This is a genomic window from Paenibacillus sp. P36, assembly GCF_045866505.1.
Lineage (GTDB): Bacteria > Bacillota > Bacilli > Paenibacillales > NBRC-103111 > Paenibacillus_E > Paenibacillus_E chondroitinus.
Genome location: NZ_AP038372.1, coordinates 7,585,351 through 7,609,180, shown reverse-complemented (window position 1 = coordinate 7,609,180; position 23,830 = coordinate 7,585,351). Strand labels below are relative to the sequence as shown.

At 47.5% G+C, this 23,830-nt stretch carries 22 protein-coding genes and 1 other annotated feature; of the genes, 13 read left to right on the top strand and 9 right to left on the bottom strand.

Annotated elements, in window-relative coordinates:
- Positions 1-12: 12 nt before the first annotated feature.
- Together ACKTT9_RS33355 and ACKTT9_RS33350 are read right to left on the bottom strand one after the other, a co-directional pair.
- Positions 13-1,140, bottom strand: a complete 1,128-nt coding sequence (locus tag ACKTT9_RS33355) for an MGDG synthase family glycosyltransferase (protein ID WP_407869377.1) — start codon at positions 1,138-1,140, stop codon at positions 13-15.
- A gap of 5 nt (positions 1,141-1,145) precedes the next feature.
- The gene (locus ACKTT9_RS33350; protein WP_407869376.1) at positions 1,146-1,673 is read right to left on the bottom strand and encodes a phosphatase PAP2 family protein; all 528 of its coding nucleotides are present in this window, start codon (positions 1,671-1,673) and stop codon (positions 1,146-1,148) included.
- Positions 1,674-2,475: 802 nt separating this feature from the next.
- On the opposite strand from ACKTT9_RS33350, the gene ACKTT9_RS33345 reads away from it, so the two are divergent.
- The 4 genes from ACKTT9_RS33345 (at position 2,476) to rplT (ending at position 5,082) form a co-directional block, all read left to right on the top strand.
- Positions 2,476-3,711: a glycosyltransferase family 2 protein gene (locus ACKTT9_RS33345; protein WP_157318010.1), complete on the top strand. Its 1,236-nt coding sequence runs from the start codon at positions 2,476-2,478 to the stop codon at positions 3,709-3,711.
- 30 nt (positions 3,712-3,741) lie between these two features.
- Positions 3,742-3,887, top strand: a sequence feature (ribosomal protein L20 leader region).
- Positions 3,888-3,937: 50 nt separating this feature from the next.
- Complete coding sequence (infC, locus tag ACKTT9_RS33340) at positions 3,938-4,438, top strand: translation initiation factor IF-3 (RefSeq protein WP_127455517.1); 501 nt, start codon at positions 3,938-3,940, stop codon at positions 4,436-4,438.
- 32 nt (positions 4,439-4,470) lie between these two features.
- Positions 4,471-4,674 (top strand): 50S ribosomal protein L35, encoded by a 204-nt coding sequence (gene rpmI / locus ACKTT9_RS33335; RefSeq protein ID WP_145658092.1) that lies wholly within the window; start codon positions 4,471-4,473, stop codon positions 4,672-4,674.
- A 48-nt stretch (positions 4,675-4,722) separates the two neighbouring features.
- Complete coding sequence (gene rplT / locus ACKTT9_RS33330) at positions 4,723-5,082, top strand: 50S ribosomal protein L20 (RefSeq protein ID WP_127455519.1); 360 nt, start codon at positions 4,723-4,725, stop codon at positions 5,080-5,082.
- 55 nt (positions 5,083-5,137) lie between these two features.
- Here the strand turns inward: rplT and ACKTT9_RS33325 are convergent, their stop codons facing one another.
- Genes ACKTT9_RS33325 through ACKTT9_RS33315 form a run of 3 tightly spaced genes read right to left on the bottom strand, consistent with a single transcriptional unit; the run spans position 5,138 to position 9,059 of the window.
- Complete coding sequence (locus tag ACKTT9_RS33325; RefSeq protein WP_407869375.1) at positions 5,138-6,259, bottom strand: GerAB/ArcD/ProY family transporter; 1,122 nt, start codon at positions 6,257-6,259, stop codon at positions 5,138-5,140.
- A gap of 31 nt (positions 6,260-6,290) precedes the next feature.
- Entirely contained in the window at positions 6,291-7,514 is a 1,224-nt protein-coding gene (locus ACKTT9_RS33320; protein WP_407869374.1) for a Ger(x)C family spore germination protein, read from the bottom strand.
- 24 nt (positions 7,515-7,538) lie between these two features.
- Complete coding sequence (locus ACKTT9_RS33315; protein WP_407869373.1) at positions 7,539-9,059, bottom strand: spore germination protein; 1,521 nt, start codon at positions 9,057-9,059, stop codon at positions 7,539-7,541.
- Positions 9,060-9,576: 517 nt separating this feature from the next.
- Between ACKTT9_RS33315 and ilvB the strand changes: the two genes are divergently transcribed.
- The 5 genes from ilvB to ACKTT9_RS33290 all read left to right on the top strand — a co-directional run bounded on the left by ilvB (position 9,577) and on the right by ACKTT9_RS33290 (position 16,139).
- Complete coding sequence (gene ilvB, locus ACKTT9_RS33310) at positions 9,577-11,322, top strand: biosynthetic-type acetolactate synthase large subunit (protein WP_407869372.1); 1,746 nt, start codon at positions 9,577-9,579, stop codon at positions 11,320-11,322.
- Positions 11,322-11,813 (top strand): acetolactate synthase small subunit, encoded by a 492-nt coding sequence (ilvN, locus tag ACKTT9_RS33305; protein ID WP_127455556.1) that lies wholly within the window; start codon positions 11,322-11,324, stop codon positions 11,811-11,813. The genes ilvB and ilvN overlap by 1 nt, the downstream gene beginning before the upstream one ends.
- A 168-nt stretch (positions 11,814-11,981) precedes the next feature.
- Positions 11,982-12,974, top strand: coding sequence for a ketol-acid reductoisomerase (ilvC, locus tag ACKTT9_RS33300; RefSeq protein ID WP_127455524.1), 993 nt, complete (start codon positions 11,982-11,984; stop codon positions 12,972-12,974).
- Positions 12,975-13,303: 329 nt separating this feature from the next.
- On the top strand, positions 13,304-14,851 hold the full coding sequence (locus tag ACKTT9_RS33295; protein WP_407873165.1) for a 2-isopropylmalate synthase: 1,548 nt from the start codon (positions 13,304-13,306) through the stop codon (positions 14,849-14,851).
- A 91-nt stretch (positions 14,852-14,942) separates the two neighbouring features.
- Positions 14,943-16,139 (top strand): PLP-dependent aminotransferase family protein, encoded by a 1,197-nt coding sequence (locus ACKTT9_RS33290; RefSeq protein WP_407869371.1) that lies wholly within the window; start codon positions 14,943-14,945, stop codon positions 16,137-16,139.
- 77 nt (positions 16,140-16,216) lie between these two features.
- On the opposite strand, the gene ACKTT9_RS33285 is transcribed toward ACKTT9_RS33290, so the two are convergent.
- Positions 16,217-17,077, bottom strand: a complete 861-nt coding sequence (locus ACKTT9_RS33285) for an SDR family oxidoreductase (protein ID WP_407869370.1) — start codon at positions 17,075-17,077, stop codon at positions 16,217-16,219.
- Positions 17,078-17,178: 101 nt separating this feature from the next.
- Positions 17,179-17,598, bottom strand: a complete 420-nt coding sequence (locus ACKTT9_RS33280; RefSeq protein WP_407869369.1) for an Rrf2 family transcriptional regulator — start codon at positions 17,596-17,598, stop codon at positions 17,179-17,181.
- Positions 17,599-17,828: 230 nt separating this feature from the next.
- Between ACKTT9_RS33280 and leuB the strand changes: the two genes are divergently transcribed.
- The 3 genes from leuB to ACKTT9_RS33265 all read left to right on the top strand — a co-directional run bounded on the left by leuB (position 17,829) and on the right by ACKTT9_RS33265 (position 20,259).
- Complete coding sequence (gene leuB / locus ACKTT9_RS33275; RefSeq protein ID WP_127455529.1) at positions 17,829-18,908, top strand: 3-isopropylmalate dehydrogenase; 1,080 nt, start codon at positions 17,829-17,831, stop codon at positions 18,906-18,908.
- Between the two features lie 337 nt (positions 18,909-19,245).
- A complete protein-coding gene (locus ACKTT9_RS33270) occupies positions 19,246-19,794 on the top strand; it encodes a peroxiredoxin (RefSeq protein ID WP_157318017.1) in 549 nt (182 codons plus the stop codon).
- 81 nt (positions 19,795-19,875) lie between these two features.
- Positions 19,876-20,259, top strand: coding sequence for a glycine cleavage system protein H (locus tag ACKTT9_RS33265; RefSeq protein WP_407869368.1), 384 nt, complete (start codon positions 19,876-19,878; stop codon positions 20,257-20,259).
- A 46-nt stretch (positions 20,260-20,305) separates the two neighbouring features.
- Here ACKTT9_RS33265 and ACKTT9_RS33260 read toward each other — a convergent pair whose 3' ends face one another.
- Positions 20,306-20,848 (bottom strand): MarR family winged helix-turn-helix transcriptional regulator, encoded by a 543-nt coding sequence (locus tag ACKTT9_RS33260; protein WP_407869367.1) that lies wholly within the window; start codon positions 20,846-20,848, stop codon positions 20,306-20,308.
- A 168-nt stretch (positions 20,849-21,016) separates the two neighbouring features.
- Here ACKTT9_RS33260 and ACKTT9_RS33255 point away from each other — a divergent pair, with 168 nt between their 5' ends.
- Positions 21,017-21,769, top strand: coding sequence for a nitroreductase family protein (locus ACKTT9_RS33255; protein WP_407869366.1), 753 nt, complete (start codon positions 21,017-21,019; stop codon positions 21,767-21,769).
- 71 nt (positions 21,770-21,840) lie between these two features.
- Here the strand turns inward: ACKTT9_RS33255 and ACKTT9_RS33250 are convergent, their stop codons facing one another.
- Complete coding sequence (locus tag ACKTT9_RS33250) at positions 21,841-23,805, bottom strand: glycoside hydrolase family 15 protein (RefSeq protein ID WP_407869365.1); 1,965 nt, start codon at positions 23,803-23,805, stop codon at positions 21,841-21,843.
- Positions 23,806-23,830: the final 25 nt, after the last annotated feature.

Below are 23,830 nucleotides of genomic sequence, written 5' to 3'. Positions count from 1 at the left end.
GTTTCATGATGGTTAGCCCATCACTTGAAGAATAACCTCTGAACAATCCGCTGAAGGCGTGTTCATTCGTTGACGGTAATTCCATACGCGTCTGGCCTGGACATCCGTGTAACGGCTGACGAGCATCGCCAACCAGTTTGAGATTGTATCGGCGGAACGGATCGGTTCACCGAAACCTTTTTCGGTAAAGTAGTGCACGTTTTCTTCTTCCTGTCCTGGGATCGGATCATAGAACAGCATCGGAATGGACTTGGCAAGACCTTCTGAACAGGTCATTCCACCTGGTTTGGTAACCAATAAGTCTGAAACTTCCATTAATTTATCGATGTCTGGCGTAAATCCGAGCAGGCGGATGTTCGGGTGCTGATACCGTTCGTCCGCGGAAAGTTTCGTTAATATTTTGGCATTGTTTCCCAGGCAAAAGATGAACTGCACGCGGTCTCTCCATTCAACGAGATGCTCGCTGAGCGAATCGCCCCCGATTAGCCCCCAACCGCCGCCCATGACGAGTACCGTAGGCATCGCGGCTAATTGGAACTGCTGTCGGATGATGGCTTTATCGTGCGCCACACGGAAACTCGGGTGGACAGGAATCCCTGTAATTTCGACCTGAGCCGCGGGGATTCCCCGACCAAGCAGCTTATTTTTGACATCCTCTGTAGAGACCATGTATTTATTCACTTCACGACTGACCCATGTTCCGTGTACGTCATAATCCGTGATGACGGTGCACAGCGGAATGGCAAGGCCAGCTCGTTTGAGCCGGGACACGACGACACTGGGAAAAGGGTGTGTGCAGACGATCGCTTGGGGAGCCCAGTTCTGGATAATCTCTGCGGTCTGTGCGTAAAAAATGCGGTGCAGTGCTAATTGCGTCAACGGATTTAACGATTTCTTGTACTGAGAGCGGTATAACCGGCCATAAAGCTTGGGATTTGTGGTTAGCGTCTTTTTGTAAGCCTGGATAATCCATGGCGCAATAGTCGGATGCAGGAAAGACCCCAGTTCCAATACACGTGTTTCAATCGTTGTGCATCGCTTTTCTAAGCTTACAGCGAGCGCATAAGCTGCTTGCGTATGACCTGCTCCGAAACCTTCAGAGAGGATGAGAACCCGCTTTTTACCCTGACCAGCATCCATTCATTTTACCCCCATAGAGCTACAGTTGTTAGTGATGCTGCCGTACCGATCAAACTGCCGACTAAACAATCCGAAGGATAATGCAGCCCTAGGTAGATACGTGATAGACCAACGATGAAAGCAAGCGGCAAAAGAATGATACCAAGAATAGGCATGGCTGCCACAAACGGAATGATGATAGAGAAGATAGCGGTTGTATGTCCGGACGGAAAAGAATGATCCGTTAATGGATTTTTATACGTGATCGTTTGAGGATGTACGAGATAAGGGCGGAGCCGCGGATATTTCTTTTTAATGATAGCAACCGGTATATGACTGATGGTTAAGGCGATTAGCGCTTGAATACCAGCGGTTTGCAATGCTCCTTGCCCAAATAAAGCACAGCAAAGTGAAATCACGATCGTCGCCGTAGCTCCTCCTAAATGCGTAATTCTAGAAAAGAAGTGATCGAGGAAGAAGTGCTGAATACGTTGATTCACAAAGTGGAACATGCGTGTTTCATGATGCTGAAGCCAGTTCACGACTCTGCTCATGAGTAGTAGCCTCCTTCGAAACTTGAGATATCTGTTATTTCAAATTATATAGATCAATTATTAAAAGGAGATTAACGCAGTAATAAATTTTTAGAAACCATACGTTTACACTTTTAAGCTCGGGTAAAAAGATGGAATGATGGAAATAATGGTAGAGTATTCCTTTCATTTTACCCTAAATGTCGAAGTGCTATCCCGTTCCATTACGATTGTTTTGTAACCCCTTTCAAATTGGGATTTATTGGATTTGATGTCGATGCAGCGCGGTTCAGGCTGAAAATGCCCGAAAGAAAGTCAGTGCTTAGGTCGTATGGCATCGACGTTGCGAAGTCCGTTATGCTGTAAGTCGGGTGTTATGGTTCTTGTGAATGAGTTTTTCTGATGACGGACTCTCTGCGTGGAAACCCAGCGAATGTTATGAAGGATACCTCAGAAAAGCTCGCAGGAACGGTTGCTTGATCGAACCCGGCAAAAGTTGTCAGGGGAAGCTCGCGTGAATTATAATAAACCCGAAACACATGAGGGGTTGCTGGTTGGTCTAAATGGTGAACTTTTTGTACACAATAAAATGAAAAACGTTGAAAACAGGACTTTAACGATCTGATTTCAAGCACATGCGGTAAAGTATGTGTCCGTTCCCCTTAAATCTCTGAGAACTGGCTATTTTTCGGTTTTTGTAGACTTTGACAAATAGGGGGAAAGAGAGGAAAATCAAGAACGGTTAATTCACCTGTACATAATTGCGCACTATGCGTATAAAAAGATAGCTTGTGTGCATAAACAAAAAGGGGGACTTTGCTTCATGCTTGACAAGATTGTGCTTACGTTTCAGATTGGCTTGGCGCTCGTCGGTGCGTATCAGTTTTTCTTAACATTCTTCGGATGGTACCGTCCAAGAAACAAACAGAAATTTGCGCCGCAGAAATCGTTTGCTGTCCTGGTTGCAGCTCATAACGAGGAGCAAGTCGTTGGCGCATTGATCGAGAATCTGAAGTCTTTGGATTACCCCAAAGAGCTCTATGATATCTTCGTGATTTGTGATAACTGTACGGATAACACGGCTGCAATTACGCGCAGTCATGGCGTTTATGCCATGGAGCGCCACAACCCGAACCTGCGAGGCAAGGGGTATGCGATTGAATGGATGCTGAAGGAGCTTTGGAAGCGCGAACGCCAGTATGACGCGGTTGTCATGTTCGATGCCGACAATCTCGCCAGCCCGGACTACCTGATTCACATGAACAATGATCTATGCTCCGGCTCCAGAGTTATTCAGGCTTATTTAGATAGCAAGAATCCGAACGATTCTTGGGTTACCGGTTCTTACGCAATTTCGTATTACTTTGCAAACCGTTTCTGGCAGATGCCCCGCACGAACTTGGGCCTTGCCAACTACCTAGGCGGTACGGGCATGTGTTTTGAGTCCAAGCTGTTGAAGCAGATTGGATGGGGAGCTACCAGCCTTGTTGAGGATTTGGAATTCTCGATGCGTTGTATCAAGATGGGAATCAGACCGACTTACAATTACGAAGCGTTCGTTTACGATGAGAAGCCGCTTACGTTCAGAGCTTCTGCCAAACAGCGTCTGCGCTGGATGCAAGGACACTTTGACGTAGCCAAGCGTTACTTCTTCCCGCTATTGTGGCAAGGGATCAAAGAAGGCAGTTGGACGAAGATTGACGCGGCTATTTACTCCGCTAACGTATATAACTTTTTCTTCGGAGCGATTATCACCGTGCTGCTATGGATCAAATCCGTAACGCCGGGCTGGTCCGAAACACCGATGCTTGCTGACATCAATCCGGTTTTCTTTAACTCTGTAAGTTTTGCCATTTTCGTGCTGCTGCCAATCTCTATGATGATTGAGAAGGCGCCGCGCCAAGTATATAAATATTTAATTTTATATCCTGTGTTTATGGTCTCTTGGTGGCCGATTACGTTCTTTGCGTTCTTTACGCAAAACAACAAGCAATGGAGCCACACGGAGCATACACGCGTCATTCGCCTGGATGAAATGAAAAGTAAACAAGTCAGTTGACTTTTCTTCACCGAGATGATATTATACTTCAAGTAAAAGCAGAAGCGCCCGCTTCTCACCTGACCAACTACGCTGTTGGCTGGTTTGAATGAATCATCATGAATGCTCAATAGGTTGCTTAAACCTGTTATTGATGAAGATGTGGGCCGTTACCGTGCCCACATCTTTTTTATATTGGATAGAGGTACATACTTTCTGGAGGTGGAACACTATTAGCAAAGACCATATGATTAATGACGAGATTCGTGTGAAGGAAGTACGCCTGATCGGGGCGGACGGAGAACAACTTGGCATTACGCCAATTCGCGAAGCTCTTCAAATCGCACAAGACGCGAACCTGGATTTGGTAAATGTGGCACCAACGGCGAAGCCGCCGGTATGCCGCATTATGGATTACGGTAAATTCCGTTACGAAACACAGAAGAAAGAGAAAGAAGCTCGTAAGAACCAGAAGATCGTGGATATCAAAGAGATTCGCTTAAGCGCGACAATCGATGAGCATGACTTCCAAACGAAGCTTCGCAATGCGATTAAGTTCCTTGGCGATGGCGATAAAGTGAAAGCCAGCGTCAGGTTCCGCGGGCGCGAAATAGCGCACTCGGAGATTGGTCGCAGAGTGCTTGAACGTCTGGCTACTGAAACAGCCGACATTTCCTCACAGGAGCGCGCTCCTAAGCTTGAGGGAAGAAGCATGATCATGATCTTAACGCCGAAGGCAACAACCTAGGCGGTATACTAAATTAGGAGGAACAACACACCATGCCGAAAATGAAAACACACAGCAGCCTGAAAGGCCGTTTCAAAATTACTGGCACAGGCAAAGTGATGAGATACAAACAAGGTAAGAACCACTTGCTTTCCGGTAAATCATCCAAGCAAAAACGCGTTTTGTCCACGAACCCAGTAATGGCTCCTGGCGATGTACGTCGTTTGCAACAACAACTGACACTAATCAAAGGTTAATTCTTTAGCATTCGAACATTATTTATACATCCCAGGAGGTAGTTAACAATGGCAAGAGTCAAGGGCGGATTTATTCGCGCTCACCGTCGTAAGAAAATTTTGAAATTGGCAAAAGGTTATTTCGGTTCCAAACACCGTTTATTTAAAACAGCTAAAGAGCAAGTAATGAAATCTTTAGTGTATGCTTACCGTGACCGTCGCCAAACGAAACGTAATTTCCGCAGACTGTGGATCACTCGTATCAATGCAGGCGCTCGTCAAAACGGCTTGAGCTACAGCAAATTGATGCACGGCCTGAAATTGGCTGGTATCGACATCAACCGCAAAATCTTGGCTGATTTGGCTGTAAACGATGCTAAAGCGTTCAACGATTTGGCAACAGCTGCAAAAGCAAAAGTAAACGCGTAAGCTTCGCTTCGCGTACTGAAAGCTTGTCCCCGCAAGGGGGCAAGCTTTTTTTATTTTAACAAGCATTCTCGCGGGGGGCTGGTGTATCCTCTGAAGGTGGATTTTTCTTGAGCTTGCGGAATAAAATGGCGATGAACATGGCGAGGGGAAGCAGAATTTGAAAAATAGGGAACAGCTTAACACTCACCGCTAGACCCAACCAGATGTGATAGGTGTAGTTAGGCTCAAGAAAGGAAGAAGCGAAAATTACAGCGCCGACTATACCAATAGAAACCTTGGCTCTGCAGCCTGTGAGCTGGGAAACCCCATAAGACGCCGCCCAGAAGAACGCTGTGAGTTTCACGAATAGGCCGAGAAAAAGCAGCAGGGTTACGAAGACATCCAGCCGTTCAAAAATATCGCCAACCTGAATTAACTGCACGGTCTGCAAAAAGGGCAAGGTGCTGTTGCCAATTAAGGAAGGGCCAAGCACCAATACATTTATCATATTCATGCCAACAAGGAATACCGCTACGCCAAGATAGGTGGAAATGCTGATGCGTTTCACTTTATTGTTGTCTGACATGAGATGCCAAAACATCAGGAAGACGACCATTTGGCCAAACGGGAAAGAGACCAGGTCGGGAAAAGCTGCCGTTAGAACGGGCTTGAAGCCTTTTTCCATAATGGGTTGTATCCGCTCAAGCTTGACTAATTTGGAACCAAAAATGAGGAGACAAAGGATGCTATAGCTAAAAAGTATGGGTAATATTAAACTTTCGGCAACGCGGCAAAAGGTTTCAATGCCCATAATGATCGTATAGGCGGCCAGCAGGATGACGAGCAGCATGACGACAAATTTGGGCGTTCGCGTGAGCAGGGTAACGCTTGTGATTTCGCCGAAGTCGCGCACGTTTCTCATGGATTCATAAGCAAAGTAAATAAGAAAGCAGCAGCTTAGCATGCCGCCTGCTATTTTGCCGAAGCACATTCGCATTAAGAAGATGAGAGATTGATCCGGCGCGATGCTTTGGATATAGAGGAACATTCGCAGCAGGATTAAGCCGATGATTGCCGCGACGATCATAGCAACCCATGAATCCTGCTTCGCTTTGCTGCCAATGGCAAATAAAGGCGTGCTGCCGATTTGGAAAAGAATAATCATAACGGCAATTTGGTAGTTACTGATTCGTTCCATGCGGTTAGACTCCTTCTTCTTCCGAGTGCCATTAGCGATTGTCGATCTCAATAAGCTGCTTCACGGACTTGCTGTTCATGCCAATGTTCTCAATATCGATTTGGAAAGAGGACTCCATCTTGATTTGGGCAAAATATTCTTCCCAGTCTGGCTTTAACTTCTCCCAAGCTTTCGGATCCTTTCGATGAATAAGACCTGCAAATCCAAGGACATCTGCTTTCATGCTTTGAGCTTTACTTAAGGAAGTTAACATAAGCTCCGAAATCGTTTCTCCGATAAGCTTCTCCATTTCACGACTGCCTTCCGGCTTTGAGGCATCAATCAGACACCCATTCTCAAGCAGTTGTCCGCTGGCTTTTACAGCAGCTTGGATGATCCACTTGCCTTGGATATTTACGGGGGTCAGCTTGGTTGAAGCCTTGGTAATACGTATGGCGGAGCGAGATTTCTCACTTTTCTCCGAGCACCCGAAAAATAAGGTGGACTGATTGATCTCTCCTTTAAGCCAACTGAGTCCGTAACCTTCATGTCCGGTCATCCAGCCGACGAGCTTATCTTTTTGAAAAACGCCAATGCGTCCCATTTTGAGCTTGGTATCGAAATTGGTGCTCTTTAAATTTTCAATTGAGGTCGATTCGATACCCTTGCCTGAGATAAACACTTCAGGGAGGGTGGAATAACCGGAATCGCTAGCCATTCTCATCGCGAGCTGATAAATCATGACTTGTTTAAGGTTGCCATCGGTTTTGTCCTCGTTGAGCACCATGTTTCTTAATGCGGCGCCTGGAATTTTTTCAAGCGGTAAAATTTGCTCCAGAATTTTTCGTCCTTCGTCTCTGCTCACGAGCAAGCTTACGGTTTCCCTGGAGTTCGCGCTTCTTAAATAAACGTCAATGATGGGAGAAATCCCTTTCCGAGCTGCACTTTCGCCAATGACAACGACTCGGTTATGAGCGAAGAACATCGTACGAGGCATCTCTAAACTGGCTCTTTGGACGGCAGATTGAATGGAGTCCCCGTTCGTAGAGAACACCAAAACAGGAGCTTGCTGAATCGCTGTTCCACCTGCGCTGGAAATGGACTGAGGGATGACAACTTGATAAGAGACTTTCCAGTGGTCATTCTCCCAATCGACGGCGGTTGCTGCGGTAATGGCGATCTTGTTTAGTTCAGTCCGGTCCCAACAGCTCGTGCATAAGCAGCAAATAACGAGAGAGATCAGGCTTGTCAACACCACTCGGCGCTTGGTTCGCATGCATCCAGTCTCCTCCGTGCGCAGTTATTTTTTCTTTGGATTTTTTGCTGTTGGACGCTGTCTATACACGTTCTTGGTCAGAACCAACGGCCTTGTGATTAACTTCCACCATGGAAGACGAATGAAGATATCTTTCACATTGGACGGAATAAACGGAGAAATCGGCGCCATATAAGGAAGGCCGAATGATTTAAGTGAACACATGTGAATAAGAATGAACATACAGCCGAATAAAATGCCGAACAGTCCGAGTAAACCAGCTAGCAGCATAAGCATGAAGCGGATGAGTCGTGCTGCTACAGCCAAGTTAATCGCGGGCGTGACAAAGTTGGAGATGGCTGTAAATGACACGACGATGACCATCGCTGCGGATACGAGGCCGGCTTGTACAGCAGCTTGTCCGAGGACAAGCGCGCCTACAATGGAGATCGCGGGCCCGACAACGCGGGGCATCCTCACACCTGCCTCCCGCAGTACCTCGAACGTGATCTCCATCAGGAACGCTTCCACAAGCGCTGGGAAAGGCACACCTTCCCGCTGAGCAGCGAGGCTGATGAGCAGTGTTGTGGGCAGCATCTCCTGATGGAACGTGGTAATCGCGATATAGAGAGACGGTAGCAGCATAGAGACGAAAAAAGATGCGTAGCGGATCAGGCGCACGAAGGATGCGATATCATATCGTTGGTAGTAGTCCTCACTGGATTGCAGGAACTTAAAGAACGTCACGGGAGCCACTAAAGCGAAGGGTGTTCCATCGACCATAATGATGATTTGTCCTTCAAGCAAACCGGCTGCTGCAGTGTCGGGTCTTTCGGTGTTTAACATGGTGGGAAAAGGCGTATAGCCCTTATCCTCGATAAATTCCTCAATATACGCGCTCTCCAGAATACTGTCCGTATCAATAAGTTTAAGCCGTCTGCGTGCTTCACTCAGCACTTTCTCGTTGGAGACACCATCCAGATAGGCCAAGATGATCTCCGTCCGGGTGTAACGTCCAATCTTCATACTTTCAAAGCGAAGATCAGCTGACTTGATTTTTCTGCGGAGCAGAGTCAAGTTTGTTCGAATATCCTCCGTGAAGCTTTCCTTCGGTCCCCGAATCACGGTTTGCGATTGCGGTTCTTCGATCGCTCGTTTCTCCCAGCCGTTCGTGCAGGCGAAAAAAGCCTCATCGAATCCATCGACTAAAATAACAGTGCTGCCCTCTAAAATAGCATTTAGCAGCTCATTATCATATTTGGCTTCATAAAGCTCGCCAACGGAAATGGTTTGCTGCAGGATTTCGAGAACGCCGCAATATTGCTCGCTTGTTTGCTCAGTTGCTTGAACATTTAATAAGGGCTCAATGAGGTGCTTATGGATAGATTCTGATTGGACAAGCCCATCTATGTAGAGTAAAGCAATAGAGAGGTGATCCTGTGTAACCTGCATATCGAGCAAGCGAATAATGATGTCCGGAGAATCGCCAAGCGCTTCTCTCAGTCTCGAGATGTTCGTATGCAAATCGGTCGATAAAGGGAGAGCGGGTTTCAGAGAAGATGTCATCAGCGAAGCCCTCATTTCCTGAATTGGTAGTATATTCCCTCACTTTCGTTTGTTTTATTCGATATGCTATTGACTAATGCTCCGGGGATGCATATAATAATCTCTAATATCATCTTAACGGATGGTGTTCACGAATAAATCGGCTATGAAGAGGAAGAAGTCATAAGGGCACTTATGCGCAGAGAGCGTTGGACTTGCTGAAACCATCGCCTTAATCCCTTACGTACGAAGTCACCTCGGAGCTGTTTTCCTGAAGACTTACGGCATTGTCTGTAAGCACTAGGGAGAATCGGAAAAGCACACGTTATCGTGCTGAGGGTATTGTTCTATGCGAACATACCTGCTAAGGCTGTATGCTGTGAGGCATGTAGCAAATTTGGGTGGTACCACGGAAGCTTAAACCCCTTTCGTCCCGTTTAACACGTTACGTACGTGTACGGGATGAACAGGGGTTTTTCTTATTGTCTAAGAAAGCTCGAAGTATAACATGGACTTACTTTTTGAGAGGAGGATCACAATGAATGTTCAAACTGAACCAAAGAGGTCAAAAGAAGAACTGATTGACAAGCTGATGAAGCCGGATCTGATCACAGGATCTGAGATTTTGCTAAGAAGCTTATTGCTGGAGGGTGTGGATTGCGTCTTTGGATATCCGGGCGGCGCTGTTCTGTACATCTACGATGCGATGCATGGCTTTTCCGATTTTAACCACCTACTGACAAGACATGAGCAAGGAGCCATTCACGCTGCCGATGGATATGCACGTTCCACAGGCAAGGTTGGCGTATGTATCGCTACATCAGGACCGGGGGCTACGAATCTCGTCACTGGGATAGCTACCGCCTATATGGATTCTGTTCCGCTCGTTGTTATTACAGGGAACGTTGCAACGAACTTTATCGGTACGGATGCTTTCCAAGAGGCAGATATTACGGGGATTACAATGCCGATTACGAAACACAGCTACTTGGTTCGTGATGTAGAAGATCTGCCGCGCATCATTCATGAAGCGTTCCATATTGCGAACTCAGGTCGTAAAGGTCCGGTTCTCATTGACATACCAAAGGATGTCTCCGCTCATAAAACGATATTTAAGCCGGTAAATGAAGTAAACATCCGCGGCTATAACCCGACTGTTCAGCCTAACAAGCTGCAAGTTGACAAGTTGCTCAAAGCGATTGAAGAAGCTGAACGTCCAGTGATTATCGCAGGTGGCGGCGTTGTCTACTCAGACGCTTCCAAAGAGCTGATCGAGTTCGTGAATGCTACGCAAATTCCGGTAGCGACTACGCTGCTTGGACTCAGCGGATTCCCAAGTGCCCACGAGCTATGGCTCGGAATGCCGGGGATGCACGGAACGTACACGGCGAACACAGCCATTCAGAATGCGGACCTCCTGATTTCCATCGGTTCGAGATTCGATGACCGTGTGACAATGAACTTGGACGGTTTTGCACCAAAGGTGAAAACAATCGCACATATCGATGTGGATCCTGCGGAAATCGGCAAGAACGTTAAAACAGATATCCCGTGTGTTGGCGATGTGAAAGCTGTTCTTGCTTTAGCGAATCTTAAAGCGAAGCCTGCGAAAAGCGAAGCTTGGATTGCTGAAGTTCAAGCGAACAAAGAGAAGTTCCCGCTTAAATACGGTGATACAGAAACCGAATTGAAGCCACAATATGTGGTTGAAATGATCAGCGAAACGACAAACGGTGAAGCAATTGTTACAACTGACGTAGGTCAGCACCAAATGTGGGCTGCTCAATTCTACAAATTCAAAAACCCTCGCTCCCTGGTAACGTCCGGTGGACTTGGTACGATGGGCTTTGGATTCCCATCCGCAATTGGTGCGCAAATGGGGAACCCGGATAAGCTGGTTGTATCCATCAATGGCGACGGCGGCGTTCAAATGTGCGCGCAAGAGCTTGCGATCTGTGCAATTCACAACATTCCGGTGAAAATTGTTATTTTGAATAACCAAGTACTTGGCATGGTTCGTCAATGGCAGGAAATCATCTATGACAACCGCTACAGCCATATTGATTTGGCCGGCAGCCCTGACTTCGTGAAGCTGGCCGAAGCTTACGGCGTGAAAGGCCTGCGTGCCACGACGAAGGCAGAAGCAAGAAAAGCTTGGCAGGAAGCGCTTGATACACCTGGACCGGTCTTGATTGATTTCGTCGTACCAAAAGGAGAGAACGTGTTCCCGATGGTTAAAGCGGGCGATACAATTAGCGACATGTTAATGGGGGATTCGGAATGATGACGACAACTAAACATACAGTTTCCGTACTCGTAAACAATCAGCCTGGTGTTCTGCAGCGAGTATCCGGTTTGTTCGGACGCAGAGGCTTTAATATCGAAAGCATTACTGTAGGGGAGTCCGAAGAACTCGGACTTTCCCGAATGGTTATTGTAACAACGGGGGATGACAGCACTTTGGAGCAAATTTCCAAGCAGCTGTACAAGCTGATTGATGTCATTAAAGTCATCGACCTCAGCTCCAACCCGATGGTCGCTAGAGAATTAGCACTTATTAAAGTAAATGCTGAACCTATCATGCGTCCAGAAATACTCGGAATTGTCGAAACATTCCGTGCCGCGGTTGTCGATATCGGTCCATCTTCAATTATCGTGCAAGTTGTCGGAGATTCAGATAAAATAGATGCTATGGTAGAATTGCTTCGTCCATACGGCATCCGTGAGCTCTCCCGTACGGGAGCAACGGCGATGATTCGGGGCTCAGTTAAATAAAATAATAGTCAACAATATGAAAAAGTAGGGAAAGCCTCCTTGAGTGGGGCTTTGAGCGATGGACTCTTTAGCGCTTTAAAAGGCTAGTTGTTCAGAGTTAATCGTTGAAACACCCACTCAAGGGGTAGACAATACGGATTCATCATATCAAAGGAGGATTTATACGAAATGGCAGTTACTACTTACTATGAAAAAGATGCAGACTTAGCGGTACTTAAAGGTAAAACGATTGCAGTTGTTGGTTATGGTTCCCAAGGGCACGCTCAAGCACAAAACTTGCGTGACAGCGGTTTGAACGTAATTATTGGTCTTCGTGAAGGCCGTTCCTGGAACGCAGCAAAAAATGACGGTTTCGAAGTTGTATCCGTTGAAGAAGCAGCAGCACGCGCTGATGTTATTCAAATCTTGATGCCGGATGAAACGCAAGCTCGCGTATACCGTGAGTCCATTCAACCGAACATGAAAAAAGGCGCAGCTTTGATGTTCTCCCACGGGTTCAACATCCATTTTGGCCAAATCGTTGCTCCAGAAGGTACAGATGTATTCTTGGTTGCTCCTAAATCCCCAGGTCACATGGTACGTCGTACTTATGTTGAAGGCTTCGGCGTTCCTGGTCTGATCGCGATCGAGAAAGACGCTACAGGCAACGCAAAAGCAATCGGACTTGCTTATGCAAAAGGTATTGGCTGTACTCGCGCAGGGGTTATCGAAACTTCCTTCCGTGAAGAAACAGAAACGGATCTGTTCGGTGAGCAAGCAGTTCTTTGTGGCGGTGCTTCTGAACTGGTTAAAGCAGGTTTTGAAACATTGGTTGAAGCTGGTTATGCTCCAGAAATGGCTTACTTCGAGTGCTTGCACGAATTGAAATTGATCGTTGACATGATGTATGAAGGCGGAATCTCCTCCATGCGCAGCTCCATCTCCAACACAGCGGAGTATGGTGACTATGTAACAGGACCTCGCATCATCACAGCTGAAACGAAAAAAGAGATGAAAGCTGTTCTTGCTGACATCCAACAAGGTAAATTCGCTCGCGACTTCATCTTGGAGAACCAATCCAACTTCGCGTTCATGAACGCGACTCGCCGCAACGAAGCTCAACACCCAATCGAAGTTACGGGTGCTCAATTGCGCGAAATGATGCACTGGATCAAAAAGTAATGTAATGCCTTATTAAATCATATAGTTATTCATCCCACAGGGAGTGATTGCGGAGAATTTCCCAGTCACTCCCTGTGAATACTATGTAGACGAGTAAAAATTTAGGCGTAAATTTTTAAAGCCTTCTTCGAAATGCTCAGTGGAGAGCTCAGTGTTTGTCGGAGAAGCGAAGCGTTCGTATTTGAAAACATGTCCCGACCTTTGTTTCATTCCAATCAGGGGACAGGTTTTCAAGAAACGATCGGAGACAAATACTGAAGATCGCAACGGTCAGCAGTTTGAATTAGGTTTTAACTCATTTACTAGAAATCTTTTAGGAGGTGACCATGGTGCGCAAAATCTACATCTTTGATACAACGCTCAGAGACGGAGAACAATCGCCAGGCGTGAACCTGAACACACAGGAGAAGGTCGAAATCGCGCTTCAACTAGAGAAGCTGGGTGTCGATCGGATGGAGGCCGGCTTCCCGGCTGCATCACCTGGTGACTTGGCAGGCGTTAATGCCGTAGCTAGAGCGATTAAGAACGCCTCAGTAATCGGTCTGTCCCGCTCGAAGGAGACGGACATCGAGGCTGTCCGTGAAGCGCTGCAGGGCGCTCAAGACCCATGCATTCATTTGTTCCTGGCGACGTCCCCGATCCATCGGAAGCATAAGCTGAAGATGGAGAAGCACCAAGTGCTGGAGACAGCGGAAGCTGCGATTAAATATGCGAAGAAGTATTTCAGCAAAATCGAGTTTTCACTCGAGGATGCCGGACGTACGGAGCTTGATTTCATCGCAGAAGTAACGGCAATGGCGATCCGCGCCGGCGCTTCGGTCGTGAATATTCCCGATACAGTCGGTTATATGACACCGTACGACTACGGGAATATTTTCAAAATGCTGAAGGACACGGTCCCAGGCATTGAGAAAATCCAGCTGAGCGCGCACTGCCATGACGATCTTGGCATGGCGACAGCTAACGCGCTAGCGGCGGTTCTGAATGGTGCCGATCAAATCGAAGGCACCATCAACGGCATTGGCGAGCGAGCAGGGAACACCTCGATCGAGGAAGTTGTGCTGGCGCTGGAAACACGCCAGGACTTCTACCAAGCGAAAACATCGCTTGTGTTGAACGAGATCTACCGCACCAGCCGTTTGGTCAGCAAGCTGACCGGCATGGTGGTGCCAGGCAACAAAGCGATCGTCGGCGCTAACGCGTTCGCTCATGAGTCCGGCATCCATCAGGATGGGATGCTCAAAGAGAAAACGACCTACGAGATTATTTCCCCGGAGACCATTGGGGTCAAGGAGAGTAAGCTCGTGATGGGCAAACACTCCGGACGCCATGCGTTCCGTGAGAAGCTGATCGACCTCGGCTACGACCTCGCAGACGAGCAAGTGAACGTGGCGTTCGGCAAGTTCAAGGATTTGGCCGACCGCAAGAAGCAGGTGGAAGACGAAGATATCCGTGCGCTGATCGAAGAGAAGCTGATCGAAACGCCGGAAGTTTTTGCGCTTGGCACGCTTCAAGTGGCCTATGGCAATCAAATGACACCGACAGCGACCGTGCACGTTCGTTTCCAAGACGGCGGCGAAGTGACGGAAAGCGCTGTGGGTAACGGTTCTGTTGATGCGATCTACAACGCCATTGACAAAGCGACGAAGGAAGAAGTCGAGCTGGATGACTACTCCATCAAGTCTGTCTCTCACGGGAAAGATGCGCTCGGGGAAGTGCATGTCGTTCTGAAGCAGAACGATGTGTCCGTTCAAGGACGCGGCATCTCGACAGATATTCTGGAAGCAAGCGCCAAGGCTTACCTGGACGCTGTGAACAGACTTATTGATAAACGCAAAACCCCAACAAGCAATAGAAGCAACGTTACGTTGATTTAATAACCCTAAGTCCACGGGACTACTAGATAAGCACCTCACCTCCAAGCTAGAGGAGGGGTGCTTTCTACAAATGCGAAAGGATGCGTCCATTATGAAATATCGATTTTCCAAATCGCTAGAAGGTTTCTCATCCTCGGCGGTAAGAGAAATTCTGAAGCTGACACAAGGCAGCTCAATTATTTCTTTTGCCGGCGGATTGCCAGCGGAAGAGTTTTTCCCATTGGACGCGGTAAGCGATGCGTTTAAACGAGTTGTTGGCGGAGGGAAATCAGCGCTGCAGTACGGATTAACCGAAGGGTACAAGCCGCTGCGCGAATCCTTATGCAAACGTATGGCTGCCAAAAACATGCACGTCACACCAGACGAGATGCTGCTAACGACAGGTTCTCAGCAAGCGATTGATTTGTTGACGCGCGTATACATTGATGAAGGCGATATCATCTTGGTTGAAAGACCGACTTACTTGGCGGCGATTCAAGTTTTTCAAGCCAAAGGCGCGAAAATTTACTCCGTTGATAGCGATAACGACGGCATGATTCTTGAGGATTTGGCTGCCAAGGTGGCTGAGCATAATCCGAAGCTGGTTTATGTCATTCCGACATTTTCGAATCCCGCAGGCCGTGCGTGGAGCTTAGAGCGTCGTCAAGGATTGCTGAACATTTGCCGCGAAGCGGATGTCCTGATTCTTGAAGATGACCCTTATGGTGAAATTCAATTTGATGAGAATGAAACGTATCCATCCATTTTCTCGCTTGGCGGTAAAGCCGAGGGTGGTAATGTGGTGTACACGAGCACTTTCTCCAAAACGGTAGCGCCTGCTTTCCGGACAGGCTGGGTGATGGGAGATGAGACGCTCATTCGTCAAATCGCTCGCTTCAAACAGTCGGCGGATTTGCACTCCAGTACGATTGATCAGCAAACCCTGTATCATCTGCTTGAGCATTTTGATCTTGACGCGCACATTTCTCTGATTCGTGAGCAATATTTGGATCGGATGAAGTTCATGTCGGGTCTATTGAAAGAGTTGAATTGGCCGGGTCTGAAGTGGGAAGAACCGAAGGGCGGCATGTTCATCTGGGTGGAACTTCCACCAGGTATTCGCGCAGAAGATCTGCTGAAAATAGCGGTAAAAGAAGGCGTAGCTTTTGTTCCGGGGTCCACATTTTATGCGGAGAACCCACAGTACAATACGATGCGCTTGAACTACACGCACACAGATCGTGAGAACACGATTCTTGGTATGCAAAAACTGGCGAAAGCCATGGAATCTTACCTTCAAAGCGTATAAAAAGAATGGACTATCCCGAGAGTAGATGTTTCTACTTTTGAGATAGTCCTTTTGTTATATATCTATAAGGGCGAAAATTAATTCGACTTCACGATCTGTGCCAGTGCTTCGCGAATTGGCGTTGCCGGGCGGCCCAGCAGCTTCTCGAAATCATCGCTTTCAATCTCAAGCGTACCTTCCCGGATACCTTGTTGAATACCTACAAGGATAGGGACGACGAAGTCGGGTACCCCTACGCTTTTCAAAATATCCGCATAAGTGGCATCATCGACCTGCTGTACAGGAACTTCCTTGCCTAGCACCTCACCAAGAGCGGACGTGAGCTCATCTTGCGTGTGCAGTTGACCTGAAAGCTCATATATTTTATTCTCGTGTCCATTTCCAACTAACACAGCCGCTGCCGCCTCCGCGTATTCTTGCTGCCGTGCCCAACCCACCTTGCCAGAGCCGGCAGAGGTCACCCACGGAGCTCCAGCCACCACGCCTTGAATACTCGACAGTTCATTCTCCAGGTACCAGTTGTTGCGCAGGAAGGTATAAGGAATGCCGGTTTTGACGATGGCTTCTTCTGTTGTACGATGCACCGGAGCCAGGAAATTGGTGCTGTCACTTGCATTAGCTATGCTCGTATAGGCAATAAATGTAACGCCAGCATGCTCTGCAGCAGCTACAGCATTGGTGTGCTGACGAATTCTTGTTTCCGTATCTCCATCCGCGGAGATGATTAATAAGCGATCGATCCCTGCAAAAGCAGTTTGCAAGGTTTCTGGACGATCAAAATCCCCTAGGCGAACATCTACGCCGCGAGCACGCAAGCCTTCGGCTTTCTCCGGATTACGGACACTCACAGCCAGTTGACTTGCCGGTACTGTTTTCAACAATGTTTCTACTACTTTCGATCCCAATTTCCCTGTCGCGCCTGTGACTAAAATTTTCATGTTATAATCCTCCTAAAATTTTTTGTTGTAATCATTTTTGTTATAACAATAACTGTTACAACTTATATATAAAATAAAAGCTCGCTATATGGAGCTCCTACTTATTTGAACTTCATGGTAAGTTGACTCAAAGTCGTCTGTGCCAGCCTATGTTCCATAGCGGATTGAGCCTCGCTTAACTCCGACTGAAGAACGGATTCGATGTTCCGCCCGACGGGGCACCCCTCATTGGGATCTTCGTGAAACCGGAATAATTGGTTATCTTCAATGACGTGTACAGCCCGGTAAATATCCAGAAGCGTAATGTCCTCCGGTGTTTTGAGCAGAGAAGCGCCCCCAACTCCTGGGCGTACCTCCACTAATCCTGCTTTTTTCAACAAACCCATAATTCTTCGGATGACCACAGGATTGGTATTCACACTTCCCGCAATGTAATCCCCTGTACAGTCCTCGGTCGAACTTACGGCAATCAGGGAAAGTGTATGTACAGCGATTGAAAAACGTGTACTGATTTGCTTCAAAACCATTCACCACCGTTGTAACTATTATAGTTACTACTCAGAAAGGTGTCAATATCCTTATTTTTAGAAGGAGCTTAGTTTCTGTTTTAGAAGGTTATAGGAGGAACCTATTAAAGCAATAGATTTTATATCTAATGAAAAGGGTTATCTTATGTTACAATGAGAGCATCATATAGTCGATAGAGATGCTTACCAAGCAGCTTTACTAATTTAAGGAGTGAATGACAGTCATGGCAGATGTGAAAAAAATTGCTGTAATCGCTGGAGACGGCATTGGTCCAGAAGTCGTTGCAGAAGCGGAAAAAGTATTGAAACGTACCGAAGAGCTTTTCGGCTACCAATTTGAAACAGAGCATGCTTTGTTCGGTGGAATTGCCATTGATCAAACAGGTACACCACTTCCGGAAGAAACATTGAAAGTTTGTCAATCCGCAGATGCTGTTCTTCTAGGTGCTGTAGGTGGACCGAAATGGGATAACAACCCGAAAGAAACGCGTCCGGAAACAGGTCTTCTCGGTATTCGTAAAGCGCTTGGTTTGTTCTCTAACATTCGTCCGGCTTTCATTTTTGACTGCTTGAAAGAAGCTTCCACATTGAAGCCGGAAGTACTTGAAGGAACGGATCTGATCGTTGTTCGTGAATTGACAGGCGGTATCTACTTCGGTGAGAAATTCCGTCGCGAAACGGCAAACGGTCAAGAAGCTGTAGACACTTGCGCGTATAACGTTTCTGAAATCGAGCGTATTGCTCGTCAAGCGTTTGACATTGCCCGCACACGCCGCAAAAAGCTTGCTTCCGTTGACAAAGCAAACGTTCTGGAAACTTCCCGCCTATGGCGTGAAACGGTTAACCGTATTGCGGTTGACTATCCGGATGTTGAGCTTGAGCACGTGCTTGTAGACAACTGTGCCATGCAATTGCTGCGCCGTCCGTCTTCCTTCGACGTCATCGTGACAGAGAACATGTTCGGCGACATCCTGAGCGACGAAGCTGCAATGCTGACAGGTTCTATCGGGATGCTGGCATCCGCATCGCTTGGCGAAGGCAGCTTCGGCTTGTATGAGCCGGTACACGGTTCTGCGCCTGATATTGCAGGCCAAGGTATCTCCAACCCAATCGCAACGATTCTATCCGTTGCTTTGATGTTCCGCTTGACGTTCGGTTACCACGATGCAGCGGATTCCATCGAACGCGCTGTAAAAGAAGTGCTTGATGCAGGCAACCGCACGGGCGACATCGCTGTCGATAAGAGCAAAGCAATCGGAACATTGGCTATGGGCCAACTGATTGTAGACGCTATGCGCAAATAAGAATAAGAGCTTGTCCGCTAAGCATCTGTGCTGCAGCGAGCAAGCTCTTTTTTTAGTGATGCTTGGGGAAAATGAGTGGGTAAACATAGAATGAGACTGTCTAGGCCACGCGCTTAAAAAGTGGTGGTGTCAACCTATTATGGCTATGGGGGAAATAGGTAAACGAAGGCAGCACAGCGCCAACTTGGATGGAAAAGGAAGCGGAATTAAACGTGTTCAAAGACCTTTCATATTTTAAAGTAATTATTATGTTGTATGTGGTCTAATTATTGACTTTCATCTATTCGGATGATACCATTTTATACGAAGAAGATAGATTTGAGGAGGAATTATACACATGGCAGAGCGTTTAGTTGGTAAACAAGCTCCTGATTTTACAATGGAGACAGCTACAGGTGACGGTACAGGGTTTGGCAAAGCATCTTTGTCCGACTACAAAGGCAAATGGTTAGTATTGTTCTTCTACCCATTGGACTTCACATTCGTATGTCCGACAGAAATTACAGCGCTTAGCTATGCTGCTGCTCAATTCAAAGAATTGGACACTGAAATTCTTGGCGTTTCCATCGACAGCATCCACACACACAAAGCATGGATCAATACACCTGTTAACGACAACGGTCTTGGCAAATTGGAATTCCCACTTGCTGCTGACATCACGAAATCCGTAGCACGTGACTACGGCGTTCTTATCGAAGAAGAAGGTATCGCACTTCGTGGTCTTTTCATCATCGATCCAGAAGGCGAATTGAAATACGAAGTTGTTAACCACAACGATGTAGGCCGCAGCGTAGAAGAAACACTTCGTGTGCTTCAAGCGCTTCAATCCGGCGGATTGTGCCCAATGAACTGGAAACCAGGCGACAAAAACCTTGTCGTAAAATAAGCTTTTTTTACATAGACAAGCTCCTCTTAGCTGGCATGCGAATGCGGCGAGGGGAGCTTTTCTTCATGAAGGAGAATGAACGTGACCGTACCAACGCATCTGCAATATACAAGAGATCATTATTGGATACGCATAGAAGGGAATGAGGCTGTCGTCGGCCTAACGGAAATCGGCTTGCTTGCGTGGGGGATGGTGTTATTCATCGAGCTTCCGGAACGTGGAGCTGTACTTGGGCAAGGTGATTATGCCGGCTCCTTGGAGACCGCCGAAAATGAGCATGACTTGCTTGCGCCGTTATCCGGCGAGGTCATCGCTGTTAATATGCTGCTGGAGCGGGCAGTGATGATGCTGATTGAGTCGCCCTATGATAAAGGGTGGCTGTTCAGAGTAGCATGCAGCGAGCCATCGGAGCTGGAGCAGCTGTGGGATGCGCAGACGTATGCGTCGAGTTATTCGTTTGATTGAGGGTACAGCCAGCCGCAAGCTGCAAGCTGCAAGTCAAGCCGCAAGACTACTTAACAGGGTCTTGCGGCTTTTTTATTGGTGCAGGCGGCTGCTCTTGCTCAATCCAGGAAGTCTGCATGAGATCCTGCAGGAAAGTGCTGACGAAACGAAGCTGATCGGCGTCGTATTTGTCCATGACACGGAAAGTGTGCTCTTCCAGATGGCGATCCAGCTGAGCGTGCAGGTGAAAGAGTTCCAAGCCGAGTGAAGTGGTGCGGTAAATGATTTCTTTTTTATTGCCGGGCAGTGATTCGGTTTGAATAAGCCCGAGCGTTATTAACTTTTTCGTGATTTTGGAGACGCTGCCTTTCGGAATGTCGAATCTTTTGGAGATGGTAATGCCATTTACCGGTTCCAGCTTACCGACGGCATCCAGCACGTGCAGCATCATAACGGTCATCTCTTTAATGATGTCAATGAGAGCTGGATTGCTGCAGTGCTGAATAAGCCATTGATGCTCTTCGTCATCATTTTCTTGAACACGCTGAGCCAGCTTCGTAAAAGAAGCGATGATCTCGCGCACAAAGGGCTCTTTTTGCTTATTGATCATGGTCATACCCGCCTCTCTATTCAGGATAAGTATAACAAAAAAGCTCCTGCAAATAAAGTTTCCAGGAAACAATATTGACAATGCAAATCCCTTGCGATAATATGGTTTCCAGGAAACAATACTTCAAAAGGGGTTAATCCCCACAAAACCCAAAGGAGTGAAGGAATAATGAATGAAGTGCTGGCGACAATGATGAACCACCGATCGATTCGACGTTTCAAAGAGGAACAGGTGCCTCGCGAGCAAATCGAGCAAATTGTGCGGGCTGCGCAAATGGCGTCATCGTCCAATTTCATGCAGTCCTATTCGTTAATTGGGATTACAGAACCGGCAATGAAAGAGGAGCTGGGAGCTATTACCGGATTGCCTTATGTGGCTACCAACGGCCACCTATTCATTTTCTGTGCGGATCTTCACCGTGTTACGGTGCGGGGGACGGAAGAGGAAGCGAAGAACATGGAGTCAATGCTGGAGAGCTCGGCGCTGTACCAAATTGCCGTAATCGATGCCGCGCTTGCTGCCCAGAATGCAGCCTTAGCTGCGGAGTCATTGGGGCTTGGCGTGGTGATTATCGGCGCTATCGCCAAAGACATCGCCCGTCTAGATACGATGCTTAAGCTGCCCAAGTACGTCGTGCCGCTTTTTGCCATGGCGATTGGCGTGCCGGACCAACACACGGACATTAAGCCGCGGCTGCCGGTGCCGGCCGTTTATTTTGAGAATCACTATATGGCCAGCAGGGAGGAGCAGCTAGTGCAGATTGATCAGTATGATGAGCAGATGAGTGCCTATTATGCGGGCCGTAATGAGAATACACGCAATGATACGTGGTCTCACAAGCATGTCGCCGTGCTGCAAAGCAAAGTACCGGTGCATCATTTTACACGTTATGTCCAAAGCAAAGGTTTGAATCGAAGTTAATGGGGGCAGCAAAAAAACCGCCGGGTTAGCACTTATTCAGAAAAAGTGTTAACACGGCGGCTCCGGTTACATTATTGTTTGGAAAGCTGTTTGTATTTGTTCAAGTACTTCACAACGGCAAGCACATAAGTCGCATGCGACCAGGTAAGCGGAGCGACGGAGACCGGGTCGCCTGAGAAAGGATCCAATTGCTCCGACAGGACGCCGCTTTCCATAGCGTGTTTGACGACCCATTCTAGCGTCTGGCGAGGGGCTTCAAGATCAGCGAGTGTTTTGGCGTATTCGATTTCCCACTCAGCGATCCAGAGCGTACAGATGATCCAAGGATTTCCGGGTACATTCTCGATATCGGTGGAACGTTGGAAGTAATAATCATGATGATAGCGGGCAATGCCACCGACATTTGTTTTAATTCTGAGACCTTCTTTATTCGCTTTCATGGTACCGACAACACGCTCATCATCGGCAGGCAGGACGCCGAATTCAAATATTCCGTAAACCGAGCTTTCGAGCGTCATATCTTTGACCCATTCGCCGTCCTCCATATACAAACCGCGAACGAATCGGCCTTCATTTTCATCCCAAAGATGCTTGAGAATACCGGCTTTAATTTTCTCCGCCGTATGCTTATAGCGATTGCTGCGCTCTTCATCCCCGAAGAGGTTGCTGAAGTTGGAAGCTGCGATAAGTCCGCCATACACCGCTGAGGCGGTAAAGGTATAGATCCCGTAACGCTCTTCCCATAGATCGTAGCTCGGCTTCGGCAGGTTCAATTCCTGATCGATATAAGTGGACATGAATCTGGCCGCTCTGCGAATTAAATTGCGATAGAGAGATTGGGCAAACTCAAGGCTTCCATTTTTCTGGAAATCAGCCCAGAGAGCGAAGAGCACAAGGGCTGTTTCATCTTCTTGAATAGGGAGCTGGACACGTCCGGAATGAATATAAGGATGCCAACTGGAGCCTACGGTGCCGTCCGGATTATATTTATGATGCAGGTAACCTTCAGGAGACAGCACATTCGCACAGAAGTTGAAGAAAGGAATAATCATCCCTTGGTAGCCGGCCATGGACATGGAGTAAGCGATCAAGGCGCCATCCCGAGGCCACATGTAGCTGTAATGATCGCGGTTGCTCTGCATGATGTCCGAATCGTTCGCGGCGATAATCGCGCCGTTCACATCGGTTTGCGTCCTGACAAGGAGCAAGCTTTGTTTGAAAAGGCGCTGCACATCGGGATTCAAATCTCCGTAATCCCTTTCGATCTTATTCGCCCACCGCTGCCAGTAAACCGTTACGCGATCGAGCAGCTTGCCGGGGTGGCTGTCTTTGACGTAGGCGTCAAGCTTCTTGACTTCCTCAAGCGTTTTGCCTGCACCCATCCAGTAGAAGAGTGTTTGGTCGGCATTTGGCGGCACAAACATTCGAAAGGAGATCGTACTATCGACTGACCCTTGCGCAATGGCGTTGCCCATGAGATGCCCGTCTTCCGCATCGCGCCATGTGCCTTCCGCGTTATAGAATCTTTTGACACCTGTAGAGTATTGATAAATGCCTTCGGTTCCGGTGCTGCCATTGAACATGAAGTATCTGTCTTTTTTATAGTGGAATACCGTATTCGTCAAAGGATAGAAGGCAGCGGTATCGCCGACCTCGGTTTCATTAATGAGCAAGTCCTGATTGAAGAACATCCTCACTTCGCGAACGGTATGTTTGTGATTCGTAATTTGGATCCGTTTAATATAAATATCCTCTCGCTGATGAACACCGTCATTCATGAGTAAAGTGATGCCAAGACCAGGATGCGTAGCTCTTACTTCAGTAACAAGAGAATCTTCCACATAACCAAGCTGGAACTGCCACTCGGGGGAATTCAGCCAGGCAAAGTCACCATCCACCCAAATACCGACACGGCACTGATAACCGCCAATATGATTAAGCTGGCCTACGAAAGGATAGTACAGATCTCGCATATAGGAATGCTGATCGAGATTAATAAGAAATTTTCCGTTTCCGATGACCAGATGTCTAGGCAATACAATCACTTCCCCACTCTTTTGT

Excerpts from the sequence above, each read along its gene's own strand:
- leuB (WP_127455529.1), top strand. The coding sequence starts at position 17,829 with ATGGCAGATGTGAAAAAAATTGCTGTAATCGCTGGAGACGGCATTGGT.
- ACKTT9_RS33345 (WP_157318010.1), top strand. The coding sequence starts at position 2,476 with ATGCTTGACAAGATTGTGCTTACGTTTCAGATTGGCTTGGCGCTCGTC.
- ilvC (WP_127455524.1), top strand. The coding sequence starts at position 11,982 with ATGGCAGTTACTACTTACTATGAAAAAGATGCAGACTTAGCGGTACTT.
- ACKTT9_RS33355 (WP_407869377.1), bottom strand. The coding sequence starts at position 1,140 with ATGGATGCTGGTCAGGGTAAAAAGCGGGTTCTCATCCTCTCTGAAGGT.
- ACKTT9_RS33270 (WP_157318017.1), top strand. The coding sequence starts at position 19,246 with ATGGCAGAGCGTTTAGTTGGTAAACAAGCTCCTGATTTTACAATGGAG.
- ACKTT9_RS33255 (WP_407869366.1), top strand. The coding sequence starts at position 21,017 with ATGAATGAAGTGCTGGCGACAATGATGAACCACCGATCGATTCGACGT.
- infC (WP_127455517.1), top strand. The coding sequence starts at position 3,938 with ATGATTAATGACGAGATTCGTGTGAAGGAAGTACGCCTGATCGGGGCG.
- ACKTT9_RS33260 (WP_407869367.1), bottom strand. The coding sequence starts at position 20,848 with ATGATCAATAAGCAAAAAGAGCCCTTTGTGCGCGAGATCATCGCTTCT.
- ACKTT9_RS33320 (WP_407869374.1), bottom strand. The coding sequence starts at position 7,514 with ATGCGAACCAAGCGCCGAGTGGTGTTGACAAGCCTGATCTCTCTCGTT.
- rplT (WP_127455519.1), top strand. The coding sequence starts at position 4,723 with ATGGCAAGAGTCAAGGGCGGATTTATTCGCGCTCACCGTCGTAAGAAA.
- ACKTT9_RS33325 (WP_407869375.1), bottom strand. The coding sequence starts at position 6,259 with ATGGAACGAATCAGTAACTACCAAATTGCCGTTATGATTATTCTTTTC.
- rpmI (WP_145658092.1), top strand. The coding sequence starts at position 4,471 with ATGCCGAAAATGAAAACACACAGCAGCCTGAAAGGCCGTTTCAAAATT.
- ACKTT9_RS33350 (WP_407869376.1), bottom strand. The coding sequence starts at position 1,673 with ATGAGCAGAGTCGTGAACTGGCTTCAGCATCATGAAACACGCATGTTC.
- ACKTT9_RS33315 (WP_407869373.1), bottom strand. The coding sequence starts at position 9,059 with ATGACATCTTCTCTGAAACCCGCTCTCCCTTTATCGACCGATTTGCAT.
- ACKTT9_RS33290 (WP_407869371.1), top strand. The coding sequence starts at position 14,943 with ATGAAATATCGATTTTCCAAATCGCTAGAAGGTTTCTCATCCTCGGCG.
- ACKTT9_RS33285 (WP_407869370.1), bottom strand. The coding sequence starts at position 17,077 with ATGAAAATTTTAGTCACAGGCGCGACAGGGAAATTGGGATCGAAAGTA.
- ilvB (WP_407869372.1), top strand. The coding sequence starts at position 9,577 with ATGAATGTTCAAACTGAACCAAAGAGGTCAAAAGAAGAACTGATTGAC.
- ilvN (WP_127455556.1), top strand. The coding sequence starts at position 11,322 with ATGACGACAACTAAACATACAGTTTCCGTACTCGTAAACAATCAGCCT.